The organism is Flavobacterium psychroterrae (genome assembly GCF_018380615.1).
Taxonomy (GTDB): domain Bacteria; phylum Bacteroidota; class Bacteroidia; order Flavobacteriales; family Flavobacteriaceae; genus Flavobacterium; species Flavobacterium psychroterrae.
Map to the genome: position 1 here is coordinate 216,450 of NZ_JAGYVZ010000003.1, position 14,603 is coordinate 231,052.

Sequence of the window (14,603 nt, forward strand, 5' to 3'; positions counted from 1 at the left end):
TTTAAAAAATTAGATTGTTTTTTGATTTTATTTTATCAGTATCTACAGCATAAATAGCCGCAATACTCTCGATGGTATTTAATTGTTGTTGAATTTCTGAAAAATCAAGAGCCTCTTCGCTATTCTCTATTTTCAGGAAAAAATCTACTTTTTTGAATTCAGGAAGTAAATGAATTGTTGTTGAAACCTCACTTGTTTCATTGGAAAACAAATCTTGGGAATCATTTCTACTCGCAGAAATGATCTCATTCTTATTCTGAATTAAATTCCATGAAACTGCTTTTTCGGCATCATAGTAATAGAATCTTGAAAAACTTGCCTCGCCTTCTTTAGTTTGAGCATGGATCTCGTTTTTGCTCTTACTTAAGTTTATCGGAAGGTTTTTATTGATAAAATAGGCCAATCTATAATCTTCTAATGAAGTGTGGATTGCCATTAAATAATAATCAATTTCGTCAAATTCGTCTAAATCCAATCTATGAATAGCCATGTCATGAAAAATCAAGGTGTAAATATACTATTTCTAGCGGAGCTTAAATAGTTAAGATGTGCTTGTTTTTATTAATTTATAAACGAAAACGTTATAGCTTTAAGATAGTTACAGTAAAGTTGTAGCTATTTCTTGTCTATTTTTTCCTGAAATGCAAAATAGGCTCTCTGTGAAGCTTTCTCTTCTGCTTTCTTTTTTGAAGTTGCACGCGCTCTTGCGATTACTTTATCGTCTATACTTAATTTAACGCCAAATAAGCGTTGGCCGTCAATACCGTTATCTTCAAAAATGTCATAATGAAAAACTCTTTTCTCTTTCTGACACCATTCGATAACCAAACTTTTATAACTAATTACTTTTCCCTCAAGTCGTGCAATATCTACATATGGTGCAACGACACGTTTTTGAATAAACTTTTCACAATAAGAATATCCCCTGTCTAAATAAATAGCACCTACTAATGATTCGAAAATATTACCATGAATATTTTCTCCAAAATGCTGAATTGGTACTTTGCTTTCTACAAAACGAACTAAGTTTAAATCTTTACCCAATTCATTTAAATGTTCGCGACTCACTATTTTTGACCTCATTTTTGTCAAATAACCTTCGTCGCCATTTGGTGCTTTATTAAACAAGTGCGCTGCAATTACAGCACTCAACATAGCGTCTCCTAAAAATTCAAGTCTTTCATAATTAATTGGATGTCCTGATTCGTCTAATTTATTCGAAGATCTATGCGTAAAAGCTTTCTTATAAAAATCGATTGTAGCAGGTTCAAAACCAAGTATTTTCTGAATAGTGTCAAAAAAAATCCCGTCTTCTAGAGAACGGGATTTAGAAAATATTTTTTTGATAATATTCATATACAGAAATTAGTCAACTAATTTTTTAAACAATACACATGCATTGTGTCCACCAAAACCAAATGTGTTACTCATGGCAACATTTACTTCTCTTTTTTGAGGTTTGTTTAAGGTAAGATTCAATGCGGGATCAATGTTTTCATCAACCACAGTATGATTGATAGTTGGAGGAACAATACCATGCTTCATTGCTAATATTGAAGCAATTGCTTCAATAGCTCCGGCAGCACCAAGTAAGTGTCCTGTCATTGATTTTGTAGAGTTGATATTGATATTTTTTGCATGTTCACCAAAAACAGCGCTGATCGCTTTTAATTCGGCAACATCTCCTAATGGAGTAGAAGTTCCGTGAGTATTGATGTGATCAATATCTTCAGGTTTCAATCCGGCATCTCTTAATGTATTTTTCATTACTGCAATAACTCCAATTCCTTCCGGATGTGGTGCAGTTAAGTGATAAGCATCAGATGACATTCCGCCTCCGCCAACTTCGCAATAAATTTTTGCGCCTCTGGCTTTAGCATGTTCGTATTCTTCAAGAACCAGCGCTCCTGCTCCCTCCCCTAAAACAAAACCATCTCTGGTACCATCAAAAGGTCTTGAAGCCGTTTCAGGGCTATCGTTTCTTGTTGATAAAGCGTGCATCGAGTTAAAACCTCCCATACCTGCAATAGTAATCGCAGCTTCTGAACCACCTGATACAATAACATCACACATTCCTAAACGAATGTAGTTGAAAGCATCAATTAATGCATTTGCAGAAGATGCACATGCAGAAACAGTAGTATAATTTGGACCCATATATCCATTACGCATCGAGATGTGTGCTGGTGCAATATCGGCAATCATTTTAGGAATAAAAAAGGGATTGAATTTTGGCGTTCCGTCTCCTTTAGCATAATAAATTACTTCATCCTGAAAAGTTTCTAAACCTCCAATTCCTGCTCCCCAAATAACACCAACTCTTGTTTTGTCGATATTATCATCAGTAAGTCCTGCATCTTTGATAGCTTCATCACTTGCAGCAACTGCATATTGAGCAAATTTATCTAATCTTCGAGACTCCTTGCGATCCATGTAATCTTCAATATTGAAGTTTTTTACTTCACAGGCAAATTTCGTTTTATGCTTCTCTGTATCATAATACGTGATAGGAGCGGCTCCGCTTACCCCATTCACAAGTGCCTCCCAATAATCCTGGATATTATTCCCGATAGGAGTAAGAGCACCTAATCCTGTTACAACAACTCGCTTTAACGTCATAAATATGTATTTTGTACTTTAAACAAATAAAACCCACGCTTTCTTAACTGTATTGTTTACTTAAGAGCCATGGGCATTACAATATAAATATATCTTTTTGATTGAAAACCAATCGAAATTTAAATTTTAAAAAAATAATAACACCCGATTTTCTTAAAATTCCAATTTTCTAAAAAACAAATCCCAATTTTGGAATTTGGGTATTCAAAGTTGGAATTTTAAGAAAATTCGGGTGCAGTATTATTATTTTTTAGCTTCTTCGATATAAGAAATAGCTTGACCAACAGTAGCAATGTTTTCTGCTTGATCGTCTGGAATTTGAATATCAAATTCTTTTTCGAATTCCATAATAAGCTCAACAGTGTCTAATGAGTCAGCTCCTAAATCATTAGTGAAGCTTGCTTCTGTTACAACTTCGTTTTCGTCAACACCTAATTTGTCTACGATAATCGCTTTTACTCTTGATGCAATGTCTGACATAATCTTTAATTTTAGAATTTAATTTGTTGGCAAAAATAAAAAACTTTATTTTAAAACCACGATTTAGTTTATAAATGTAACACTAATTTATAAAATTAATTTCAAGAAAGCCCTTTTAATACTATTTATTTTCGATTTTTATTCCGTTTTTTGCATTCTCAAATTAAATTCGATTATGAAAAAAATTATTGTTTTTGCCTCAGGATCAGGGACTAATGCTGAAAACATCATAAAATATTTTGCAAAAACCAAAATCGCAAAAGTCGTTTCTGTTTTTACAAATAATGCTTCGGCAAAAGTGATCGAAAGAGCAAAAAATCATCAAATTCCGACTGAAATCTTCTCAAAAAATGAATTATTAGAAAGTAACCTCTTACAAAAAATACGAGAAATCGATCCGGATATGATTGTTCTTGCGGGTTTTTTATTGAAATTTCCAGATCATATAATTGAACAATATCCTAACAAAATAATCAACATTCATCCTGCACTTTTACCAAATTACGGTGGCAAAGGAATGTACGGAATGCACATACACAGAGCTATAGTTAATAATAAGGAGAAAGAAACTGGAATTTCAATTCATTATGTAAACGAACATTATGACGAAGGCGGTATTATTTTCCAGAAAAATGTAGCCCTGACAGAGGAAGATACTCCAGAAACAGTGGCCGAAAAAATTCATGAACTGGAACAAAAGTATTTTCCGGAGATTATTTCGAGATTACTGGAAGACTAGATCGGTTAGATTGTTAGACTTCTTAGATCGTTAGATTATTAATCTGACTTTTAAGAATTTCAAAAAATCTAACATCCTAAAATCTAATCAATCTAATCAATCTATAATCTTAAAATCTAAGTAGTCTAAAATGAATCACGAAGTACATATATATACTGATGGCGCCGCAAAAGGAAATCCCGGAAACGGTGGTTATGGCGTAGTAATGGAATTGGTAGGAACGCCGCATAAAAAAGAATTCTACGAAGGTTTCCGCCTGACTACGAATAACCGAATGGAGCTTTTGGCAGTAATTGTGGGACTTGAAAAACTAAAAAATCCTAATATGAAGGTTTTAGTTGTTTCAGATTCTAAATACGTAATTGATTCTGTTGTAAAAAAATGGGTATTTGGCTGGGAGAAAAAAAACTATACCGGCAAAAAAAACCCGGATTTATGGAAACGGTTTTTAATTATTTACAGAAAACACCAAGTCGAATTTAAATGGATTAAGGGTCATAACAATCATCCTCAAAATGAGCGTTGCGACGAATTAGCAGTTATGGCATCGATGCAAAAAAATCTTTCTGTAGATGTTTATTACGAAACCATAGGTTCAAAATCATAAAAAAAGCGCGTCAAAAACAAGTTTCTGACGCGCTTTTATAGTAATTTAAGATTGATTTATTCTTTATCTAAATCTTTTGCTTTGTTAAATCCAAAAAGCAAACCAACTCCGGCAAGTATAAAAATGATTGAAGGATAAACCGCACCATCTTCTAAAGATGTGTAAGTTGTGATTAATAAAGCAATGAAAATTCCAACTCCGCTTCCTATTAATAAGTAAGCCAGATTTACAACAAGTACTTTCCATGCCGACACTCCATTATTTCTTCCTTTTAAAAAGATACTTGCATCGACACCTTTTTCTATAAGTGCTAAACGCTCCCTGTTTCTTGTTGAGTAAATAAGATAGACAATCCCGAAGATCATCAAAAACATGCTTATTGGTATTAAAATTTCTGGTCCCATAATTTTATATTATTTAATTGATTGATACTTCATATGACGACAGCTTTTAAATGCAGGTTACACCTTTTTTAAAATAAATTCCAAATTTTAAATTCCAAATTCCAAAACTTACTGAATATCAGTTAATTTTGAATCTATAAATTGTTTTATAAAACACTGAATCTTCGCCACAAAACGATAAATTTAGTGGCGCATTTCTGTGTCATATTGTGGTTAAATTTTGATAAAGTTTACATTAGAGTACAATCTCTAAAAATTGAAATTTGCTTTTAGAATTTACTTTATAAAGATTGGAATTTGGAATTTGAAAAATTTGGAATTTATTTTTAAATTCTTGTAACCTAAACACAGAACGTGTCGTCTTACATAATATGAGCACAATAAGCGATCAACATTATATCGATAAAATTATAAACGGTGAGACGAATGCTTTTGCCGTACTAGTCGACCGCTATAAAGATATGATCTTTTCATTGGCTCTTAAAATGGTAAAAAACAGAGAAGAAGCCGAGGAGGTTGCACAAGACACTTTTATTAAAGCTTACAATTCTTTAAGTAAGTTTAAAGGCGATTCTAAATTTTCGACCTGGATTTATAAAGTAGCTTATAACACGTGTTTAGACCGTTTAAAGAAAAACAAAAAAGAAGACAACAATATTTCGATAGATGAATTTTCGGCACATTTAATTAAAACAATGGACAATGCTTTAAGCGCTTTAGAAGACAAAGAACGAAAGCAGACGATTCAAAATTGTTTGAATTTATTACCGAGCGATGAGAATTTCCTGCTAACTTTATTTTATTTTGAAGATCAGAGTTTAGAAGAAATTGGAAAAATCATGAATATAAATGCTAATAATGTCAAAGTAAAATTATTTAGAAGCCGACAAAAATTAGCTGTAATTTTGAAAAAGCAATTAGAACCAGAAATAATAGAATGTTATGAAAGAAAATGATAAAGAAATAGAAAATCTGATTGAAAAAATTATGAGCGAAACTACTTTAGAATCGCCATCTTTTGACTTTACGTCTAAAATAATGTCTCAGGTTTTTGTGGCAGAAAAAAGTAAAATCAAAGTTTATAAACCTTTAATTTCTACAACAACCTGGATATTTATAGGTATCAGTTTAATTGCTTTGACTGCTTACGCTTTTTACTCAAATAATGACATTTCTAATTCTGAAACAGCTCAGGTATATTTAGATAAAGCATCTGCCCTATTTTCCGGAATTCATCCTTCTACGAATGTATTGTATGCGCTATTAATAGTTCCGTTTATGGTTCTGGTTCAGATTGGGGTTTTGAAGAATTATTTTGATAAGAAGTATGAGTTATAGAAAATCACTATCATTTTACCAATCATCTTATTTTGAAATATTTATTTAACTTTACAAAAGCAATATTTAATAAATAGACTTAAGGTTATAATGAGCGAATCTTCAAAAGAAATAAAATATGCAACTTTAGAATCTGCTTATAAAGCAGGAATTATAAAAAAAATAAGTGCCATTCACGCAAATAAAAACAGCTATCTTTTTATAACTTTAATAGCTCCTAATGAAAATAGCAACAATTTCTATTTAACAAAAAAATCATCTACAAAAATATCAAAAGGAGAAGTTCTAACCCATGAACAAATTAAAAAATCTAAATTAATTCTTTCTAACAATAAACATGGGAAAACACGTTTGAAATTCCTTCTGCCAAATTCTTCTCATTACACTGACTTAAATATAACATTTGAGATTCCCAACGATCATGAATCAGAAGTCTTAGATTTTCTTAGAAAAGAAATACAATCTAATACTAATTTTGAAGAAGAAGAAGAAGAAGAAGAAGAAGAAGATTACAAAAATTACATAAAACAACGTAATGCTAGTAGGTTAAGAAGAAACGCAAATATTAAAAACAATGACACAAAGATAGAGAGTAATCGCATTGTTTCAGATAGACAATATGGTACGGATGTAATAATTATTCTATTTTTAGTCGGAATTTTATTTGTATTGATATTTGGTTTAGCTAAATAGTATAAGTTCTACTTCAATTAAAAACAAACCAGACACAATTCTCTCATTTACAATAGTTTTAACCCCGAAAACGATATTATTTTTTTATGAAAATTTTGAGAACCTAAACCGTTGCAATATTGTAACTTATGAAGTATCTTTGCACCCTAATTCGAAATTCATAAAATGAATAAATTATTGATTGTTGGAACGGTTGCTTTCGACGCTATCGAAACTCCTTTCGGAAAAACAGATAAAATTTTAGGTGGTGCTGCAACTTATATTGGTTTATCAGCTTCATTTTTCAACTTACAATCGGCCATTGTTTCTGTAGTTGGCGACGATTTTCCACAAGAACATTTAGATCTTTTAACTTCAAGAAATATTGATATCTCTGGTATCGAAATTGTAAAAGGCGGTAAAACCTTTTTCTGGAGCGGTTTATACCACAACGATCTAAACTCTAGAGACACATTAGTAACTGAGTTAAATGTTTTGGCTGACTTTCAACCAAAAGTTCCTCAAAACTTTAAAGATGCTGATGTTGTGATGTTAGGAAACTTACATCCTTTAGTACAAAGCAGTGTTTTGGACCAAATGGAGAAAAAACCAAAATTAGTAGTTTTAGATACTATGAATTTTTGGATGGATTGCGCATTACCGGAATTACTTGACGTGATTAAACGTGTAGACGTGATCACAATCAATGACGAAGAAGCAAGACAACTTTCAGGAGAATACTCATTAGTAAAAGCAGCCAACAAAATCCAGGAATTGGGACCAAAATATGTGGTGATCAAAAAAGGAGAACACGGAGCGCTTTTATTCCATAACAGAGAAGTATTCTTTGCACCAGCTTTACCATTAGAAGATGTTTTTGATCCAACAGGAGCAGGAGACACTTTTGCAGGTGGTTTTTCTGGATTTATTGCGCAAAGCGAAAACATCTCGTTTGGCAACATGAAAAATGCAATTATTTATGGATCTAATTTAGCTTCATTTTGTGTAGAGAAATTTGGAACCGAAAGGATGCAAACATTAAGCAAAGCAGAAGTAGCGATTCGATTACAACAGTTTAAATCGTTAACTCAGTTTGACATAGAAATATAATGCCTTGAAGCCTCGATAACACGGGGCTTTTTTATTACGTTATTACGCACAACTTACAACAACAACACAAAATACAAAAAACAATGAGCGACGCTTTAAAACACGAATGTGGTATAGCCTTAGTTAGACTTCTTAAACCGCTTGAATATTACAAAGAAAAATACGGAACTGCTTTTTACGGGATACAAAAAATGTATCTAATGATGGAGAAGCAACACAACCGTGGGCAAGACGGAGCAGGTTTTGCAAGTATCAAATTAGATGTAGAACCTGGAGAACGTTATATCAGCAGAGTACGTTCAAACCATGCACAACCAATTCAGGACGTTTTTAAACAAATCAATGAGCGTATCAACGAAGAGATGACTACACATCCCGAATATGCAAATGATGTTGCTAAACAAAAAGCAAACATTCCTTATATAGGAGAATTATTTTTAGGACATGTTCGTTACGGAACTTTCGGAAAAAACAGTATCGAAAGTGTACATCCATTTTTACGTCAGAGTAACTGGATGCACCGTAATTTAATTTTGGCAGGAAACTTTAATATGACGAATGTTAAAGAGCTTTTCGAAAATTTAGTAGAACTTGGACAGCATCCAAAAGAAATGGCGGATACTGTTACCGTAATGGAAAAAATAGGTCATTTTCTTGACAAAGAAGTAATGCAGCTTTATCAGGATTGCAAAACAGAAGGATATTCTAAAAGAGAAGCTTCTCCTGTAATTGCAGACCGATTGGATATTGCTAAAATATTAGCACGTTCCGCTAAAAATCTTGATGGTGGTTACGCAATGGCAGGGCTTTTAGGTCATGGTGATGCTTTCGTTTTTAGAGATCCGGCAGGAATTCGTCCGGCTTACTTTTACCAAGATGATGAAGTTGTAGTTGTAGCTTCTGAAAGACCGGTTATTCAAACTGTATTTAATGTCCCTTTTGAAAGTGTTCAGGAAATTGAGCCTGGAAATGCTTTGATTATCAAGAAAAACGGAAAAGTTTCTATGGAACAAATCCTTGAACCAACTGTAAAAAAAGCGTGTTCTTTTGAAAGAATCTATTTTTCAAGAGGAAGTGATGCTGAAATATATCAGGAACGTAAAAACTTAGGAAAATTAATTTTACCTGCTGTTCTTGAATCCATTGACAGCGATACAGATAATACTGTTTTTTCTTATATCCCGAATACTGCCGAAACTTCATTTTATGGTTTAGTCGAAGCAGCTCAGGATTTTCTGAACCAAAGAAAAAACAATTACATTTTAAAAAATAGAGACACACTTACTGCTGAAACTTTACAGGAATTATTAGCTGTAAAAATACGTACGGAGAAAGTGGCTATCAAAGATGCTAAACTTAGAACCTTTATTACCGAGGATAGCAGTCGTGATGATTTAGTTGCACACGTTTATGATGTAACGTATGGGGTGATTAAACCAACTGACAACTTAGTTATTATTGACGATAGTATTGTTCGTGGTACAACGCTTAAAATGAGTATCATAAAAATGATGGATCGTTTAAATCCTAAACGTATCGTAATTGTTTCATCGGCTCCACAAATTCGCTATCCTGATTGTTACGGAATCGATATGGCAAAATTGGAAGGTCTTGTTGCTTTTAGAGCAGCTTTAGCTTTATTAAAAGAAAGAAACCTTTATCATATTGTTGATGAAATTTATGCAAAATGTAAAGCACAGGAAAACTATATTGATAGCGATGTTGTGAATTATGTTACTGCAATTTATGATCAGTTTACACCTGAAGAAGTTTCGGCTAAAATTGCCGAAATGTTGAGTTCTCCGGAAATCAACGCCGAAGTAAAAATAATTTTCCAAAAAGTAGAAGATTTGCATATTGCTTGTCCTAAGAATCTTGGAGATTGGTACTTTACAGGAGATTACCCTACACCGGGAGGAAATCGTGTTGTAAACAGAGCTTTTATGAATTTTTATGAAGGAAAAGACGCTAGAGCGTATTAATAAAATACTAACAAAAGGTTAATTTGTGCATTTCATCGGTTTTTTTTGCCGTTCATCCTATATGTTTGGTAGAATTGAAATGCTGCAATACTTTTGGAAAACCATAACATTAGTAGGTTAAGTTTATGGTAGATTTGGGGCAAAAAGGGTGGAAGCAATTCCACCTTTTTTATTGGAATAAAGTCAACTATTTATAAAGTAGGATTTTAGACACTTAATCGGATATATTTACCATTCATCTAGAAAGTTTTTTTCATAGAAATAGCTGCCATATATTTACTGAACCATAACATTAGTAGGTTAAGTTTATGGTAGATTTGGGGCAAAAAAGGTGGAAGAGATTCCGCCTTTTTTATTTTTTTAAGAGCAAAGAATATAGATTATAGAAAATAGACTAAAAGCAAAAACATAGCTTTAGAATAAAGAAATAACTAAAAAGCTGTTTCTCTAATTTTTTATATTTATTCTCCACTCTATATTCTTTACTCTATATTCTTTACCCTATTTCTTTACCCCATATTCTTTGTTCTATTCTCTATATTCCATCTTTTTCATACTTAGTCGGATATATTGACCATTCACCTGAAAAGTTTTTTTTATAATAATAGCAATCATACATTTACTGAACCATAAAATTAGTAGGTTAAATTATGGTAGATTTGGGGCAAAAAAGGTGGAAGAGATTCCGCCTTTTTTATTTTGCTATAAGAGCAAAGAATAAAGAAAATAGAATAAAAAGTATAGACAAAAAAAAGACGAATAACTGTTAGGCTATTCGTCTTTCTTCTATATTCTTTGCTCTATTATCTTATTTGTCTAAAGCATATCTTCTAGCAACTTCTGTCCAGTTAATTACACTGAAAAAAGCTTCAATATAATCTGGTCTTCTGTTTTGGTAGTTTAAATAGTAAGCATGCTCCCAAACATCCATTCCTAAAATCGGAGTTCCACCGTTACCAGCAACTTCCGGCATTAATGGATTGTCCTGATTTGGAGTACCTACAACTTCTAATTTACCTCCTTTTTGTACAGTCAACCAAGCCCATCCTGAACCAAATTGTGTTGCACCTGCTTTAGCAAATTTTGCTTTAAATTCATCAAAAGTACCAAAAGAATCTTCAATTGCAGTTAATAAATCACCTGTTGGTAATCCACCACCGTCTGGAGACATAACTGTCCAGAATAAATTGTGGTTGTAAAAACCTCCACCATTATTACGAACTGCTGCGTTTTTTTTATCTAAGTTAATTAAGATATTTTCGATTGTTTTGCCTTCTAAATCTGTTCCTGCAATTGCAGCGTTAAGATTTGTTGTATACGCATTATGATGTTTTGTATGATGGATTTCCATTGTACGAGCATCAATATGTGGTTCTAATGCATCATATGCATAAGGTAATTGTGGTAATTCAAAAGCCATGATATTATGATTTTATGATTTATAATAATTTATACCAAATTTAGACATTTAACTTTGGAATAGAAAATACTATTTCGTTATAATTCGATTTAATTAACTGATAATTTGGTTTTTTCAACGTTAAATACTTGTAAATCTTTATTTTCCATTAAAAGTTGTCATCGTATTTTCTAATCCGGCAGTTCCAAAAGATTTTATAATTTCTGAAGATATTTCTAAACGTTCCGGTAATTTTGCTTTTTCTTCTTCGTCCCAATCTCCTAAAACATAATCTACTTGCTGTCCTTTTTTGAACTGATCGCTAATACCGAATCTGAAACGGGTATATTCCTGTGTATTCAAAACGAGATTGATATTTTTTAATCCATTATGACCTCCGTCACTTCCTTTTGGTTTGATACGGATGGTTCCGAAAGACAGGTTTAAATCGTCTGTAATAACCAAAATATTCTCTAATGGTATATTTTCTTTGTCCATCCAGTATTTTACAGCCTTGCCGCTTAAATTCATGTAAGTGTTTGGCTTAAGCAGGAAAAAGGTTCTCCCTTTAAATTTATATTCGGCTAAAGCACCAAGTTTTACGGTTTCGAATGAAAGACTTTCTTTTTTGGCTAAAAAATCCAGGACTTTAAATCCTATATTATGTCTTGTATTTACGTATTCGGCTCCAATATTGCCAAGTCCTACAATTAAATATTTTTTACTCACGCTTTTTATATTGTTTTTTGGGTGTTCGTGAACCTCCGGTTTCATATTGTCTGTGTTCTCTTCTTTTTGTGTTGATGAAAACAGTTTTGTTATCCATTTTATCATAAGGCAAAAATAAGATTAATTAGAGAATGTGGCAATTGGTTAATTAGATAATTAGAAAATGTGTCATTTAACCGCGAAGGTCGCTAAGAATGGCACACGAATGACACGGATTTAAATGGATTTGCACAGATTTTTTATTTACCAAGCGCTTTTACGCCCATTTATGTCAACCTGATACACTAGAAACTTTGCACCTTTGCCCCTTTGAACCTTTGAACCTCTTTTCTAATAAAAAACTAAACTTCTCGATAGCCCTGACAGAAGCGGTATCCTTTTTCTTGCTCCTTTAGCAAGGAAAAGATATAGCGGATGGCAGGAACGTCAGGTCTTGAAAACCTTAAAGTTTCTGCTTCTAAAAAAACCAGCATTAAAGAAAACTTAGAACCTTAGCATCTTAGCAACTCAGAACCTCTAAAAACAAAAAAAGCACCAATCTTTCGATTGATGCTTTGATATGAAATTTGAAAAAAATTATTTTTTCTTTCCTTTTGCAGGAGCTTTTGCAGCTTTTGCAGCTTCTTGAGCAGCTTTCATAGCAGCACGAGAAATTCTTACCTGAGCAACAACTGTGTTCTCTGGGTGCATAACTTTGTAGTCTGGTGTACCAACTTTAGTAACGTATAATTTGTTACCCATTTCAAGTGGAGTAATATCAGCTTCAACAAAATCAGGAAGATTTTTAGGTAAAGCTTTTACTTTTAATTTACGAGTGTTCAAACGTAAAACACCACCTGCAAGAACACCTTTTGATGTACCTACAACTTTTACAGGAACTTCCATAGTGATTTCTTTGTCATCAAATAATTGAAAGAAGTCAATGTGTAAAATTTTGTCAGATACCGGGTGAACCTGAATGTCTTGTAAAATTGCATTGAATGATTTTCCTTTTCCAAGCTCAATCACAACTGTGTGTGCGTTTGGAGTGTAAACCAAGTTTTTGAACGCTGCAGCGTCTGCTGAGAAGTGTACTGCTTGATTTCCTCCGTATAATACGCAAGGAACCGCTCCAGCATTACGTAAGGCTTTAGTTGCTACTTTGCCCACGCTTTCTCTTTCTGATCCTTTAATTGTAATCGATTTCATTGTAAAAAAAATATAGTTATTAATAAATATTCTTGTTTGCTTTAAGCTTAGGCAATAAGCCTTAGGCTTTTTTAAAATGTGAATCAGGCTTACGGCTTAAAGCCTAAAGATTACTGCTTCTTACATTATAAATTTTCCACTGATGGAATTGTTGTGGTGCACCATGTGCATTACTTCTGCAAAAAGAGGCGCACAACTCACTACTCTTATCTTCTTTGATTCTTTCTTTAACGGAATTGAATCGGTCACTATTAACTCGCTTAATTTTGAGTTTTCGATTTTTTCGTATGCGTCACCTGATAAAATGGCGTGTGTACAAATTGCTCTAACGCTTAATGCTCCTTTTTCGATCATTAAATCTGCTGCTTTCGCTAATGTTCCACCAGTATCGATCATGTCGTCTACTAATATTACGTTACGACCTTTTACTTCACCAATTAGTTCCATAGTGTCGATAACGTTGGCTGCTTTTCTTTGTTTGTAACAGATTACTACATCTGATTCCAAAAACTTAGAGTAAGCATATGCTCTTTTTGAACCTCCCATATCCGGAGATGCAATTGTTAAATTGTCTAAATTTAAACTTTTTACGTATGGTAAAAAGATTGTAGATGCAAATAAATGATCTACCGGTTTTTCGAAAAACCCCTGAATTTGATCTGCGTGCAAATCCATTGTCATAACTCTTGTCGCTCCGGCAGCATCTAATAAATTAGCTACTAATTTTGCTCCAATCGGAACTCTTGGTTTATCTTTTCTATCTTGTCTTGCCCAACCAAAATAAGGCATAACAGCTGTAATGTGTCTGGCTGATGCACGTTTTGCTGCATCAATCATTAGTAACAATTCCATCAAATTATCAGCAGTTGGAAAAGTTGAACACACGATAAAAACGCGTAAACCTCTGATTGACTCTTCGTAAGATGGCTGAAATTCTCCATCACTATACGTTGACATCGTTACTCTTCCTAACGGAATTCCGTATTGCTCTGCAATTTTTTCTGCAAGATAAACACTTTGTGAACAAGCAAAAATTTTAGCTTCTGGTTCTAGGTGCGACATTATAATTTGTTGTTTTTGCTCCGCTGCGCTCTGCACGATTCGGCTTTACAATTTTAAGTAAAGCAAGACCAGTATAAATGCCTCGGGTGTAGTTAGTTGTGTGTGCTTCGTTTTAACGAGGTGCAAATTTAGAAAATTTATTGGACACTGAAAGGAAAAATTTAAGTATTTTTAGTAGAACATTTAATTTTATTTTTTACATTTGCACCGTGTTAAAGGAATAAGCACAGTTATGACATCATAATTACTTATTCTATTGCGTTAAAATAATTGG

16 protein-coding genes are annotated in these 14,603 nt (G+C 33.0%); 7 read left to right on the plus strand and 9 right to left on the minus strand.

Annotation, left to right across the window (positions count from 1 at the left end; all coding sequences use genetic code 11):
* Window position 1 precedes the first annotated feature (1 nt).
* From KHA90_RS04825 to KHA90_RS04840, 4 genes are all read right to left on the minus strand, one after another.
* Window positions 2–490 carry an IPExxxVDY family protein gene (locus KHA90_RS04825; protein WP_213295970.1) on the minus strand — a complete coding sequence of 163 codons (489 nt, stop codon included), beginning with the start codon at window positions 488–490 and terminating at the stop codon, window positions 2–4.
* Window positions 491–615: 125 nt separating this feature from the next.
* Window positions 616–1,356, minus strand: a complete 741-nt coding sequence (gene rnc, locus KHA90_RS04830; protein WP_213295973.1) for a ribonuclease III — start codon at window positions 1,354–1,356, stop codon at window positions 616–618.
* A 9-nt stretch (window positions 1,357–1,365) separates the two neighbouring features.
* On the minus strand, window positions 1,366–2,619 hold the full coding sequence (gene fabF, locus KHA90_RS04835; RefSeq protein WP_213295976.1) for a beta-ketoacyl-ACP synthase II: 1,254 nt from the start codon (window positions 2,617–2,619) through the stop codon (window positions 1,366–1,368).
* Between the two features lie 243 nt (window positions 2,620–2,862).
* Window positions 2,863–3,099, minus strand: coding sequence for an acyl carrier protein (locus tag KHA90_RS04840; protein WP_007137004.1), 237 nt, complete (start codon window positions 3,097–3,099; stop codon window positions 2,863–2,865).
* 175 nt (window positions 3,100–3,274) lie between these two features.
* On the opposite strand from KHA90_RS04840, the gene purN reads away from it, so the two are divergent.
* Window positions 3,275–3,838 (plus strand): phosphoribosylglycinamide formyltransferase, encoded by a 564-nt coding sequence (purN, locus tag KHA90_RS04845; RefSeq protein WP_213295978.1) that lies wholly within the window; start codon window positions 3,275–3,277, stop codon window positions 3,836–3,838.
* Between the two features lie 130 nt (window positions 3,839–3,968).
* Complete coding sequence (gene rnhA / locus KHA90_RS04850) at window positions 3,969–4,445, plus strand: ribonuclease HI (RefSeq protein ID WP_213295980.1); 477 nt, start codon at window positions 3,969–3,971, stop codon at window positions 4,443–4,445.
* Window positions 4,446–4,501: 56 nt separating this feature from the next.
* Here the strand turns inward: rnhA and KHA90_RS04855 are convergent, their stop codons facing one another.
* A complete protein-coding gene (locus tag KHA90_RS04855) occupies window positions 4,502–4,849 on the minus strand; it encodes a DUF6249 domain-containing protein (RefSeq protein ID WP_213295982.1) in 348 nt (115 codons plus the stop codon).
* 371 nt (window positions 4,850–5,220) lie between these two features.
* Here KHA90_RS04855 and KHA90_RS04860 point away from each other — a divergent pair, with 371 nt between their 5' ends.
* The 5 genes from KHA90_RS04860 (at window position 5,221) to KHA90_RS04880 (ending at window position 9,951) form a co-directional block, all read left to right on the plus strand.
* The gene (locus KHA90_RS04860; protein WP_213295984.1) at window positions 5,221–5,805 is read left to right on the plus strand and encodes an RNA polymerase sigma factor; all 585 of its coding nucleotides are present in this window, start codon (window positions 5,221–5,223) and stop codon (window positions 5,803–5,805) included.
* Window positions 5,792–6,187: a hypothetical protein gene (locus tag KHA90_RS04865; protein ID WP_213295987.1), complete on the plus strand. Its 396-nt coding sequence runs from the start codon at window positions 5,792–5,794 to the stop codon at window positions 6,185–6,187. Before KHA90_RS04860 ends, KHA90_RS04865 begins: the two co-directional genes overlap by 14 nt.
* A 90-nt stretch (window positions 6,188–6,277) precedes the next feature.
* The gene (locus KHA90_RS04870; protein WP_213295989.1) at window positions 6,278–6,880 is read left to right on the plus strand and encodes a hypothetical protein; all 603 of its coding nucleotides are present in this window, start codon (window positions 6,278–6,280) and stop codon (window positions 6,878–6,880) included.
* Between the two features lie 165 nt (window positions 6,881–7,045).
* Window positions 7,046–7,969, plus strand: coding sequence for a PfkB family carbohydrate kinase (locus KHA90_RS04875; protein WP_213295992.1), 924 nt, complete (start codon window positions 7,046–7,048; stop codon window positions 7,967–7,969).
* Window positions 7,970–8,052: 83 nt separating this feature from the next.
* A complete protein-coding gene (locus KHA90_RS04880; protein WP_213295993.1) occupies window positions 8,053–9,951 on the plus strand; it encodes an amidophosphoribosyltransferase in 1,899 nt (632 codons plus the stop codon).
* 808 nt (window positions 9,952–10,759) lie between these two features.
* On the opposite strand, the gene KHA90_RS04885 is transcribed toward KHA90_RS04880, so the two are convergent.
* The 4 genes from KHA90_RS04885 to KHA90_RS04900 form a co-directional block, all read right to left on the minus strand.
* On the minus strand, window positions 10,760–11,371 hold the full coding sequence (locus tag KHA90_RS04885; protein ID WP_213295994.1) for a superoxide dismutase: 612 nt from the start codon (window positions 11,369–11,371) through the stop codon (window positions 10,760–10,762).
* 138 nt (window positions 11,372–11,509) lie between these two features.
* Window positions 11,510–12,184 carry an aminoacyl-tRNA hydrolase gene (gene pth, locus KHA90_RS04890; protein ID WP_213295995.1) on the minus strand — a complete coding sequence of 225 codons (675 nt, stop codon included), beginning with the start codon at window positions 12,182–12,184 and terminating at the stop codon, window positions 11,510–11,512.
* Window positions 12,185–12,655: 471 nt separating this feature from the next.
* Window positions 12,656–13,267 carry a 50S ribosomal protein L25/general stress protein Ctc gene (locus KHA90_RS04895; protein ID WP_213295996.1) on the minus strand — a complete coding sequence of 204 codons (612 nt, stop codon included), beginning with the start codon at window positions 13,265–13,267 and terminating at the stop codon, window positions 12,656–12,658.
* Between the two features lie 120 nt (window positions 13,268–13,387).
* Window positions 13,388–14,329, minus strand: a complete 942-nt coding sequence (locus KHA90_RS04900; protein ID WP_213295997.1) for a ribose-phosphate pyrophosphokinase — start codon at window positions 14,327–14,329, stop codon at window positions 13,388–13,390.
* Window positions 14,330–14,603: the final 274 nt, after the last annotated feature.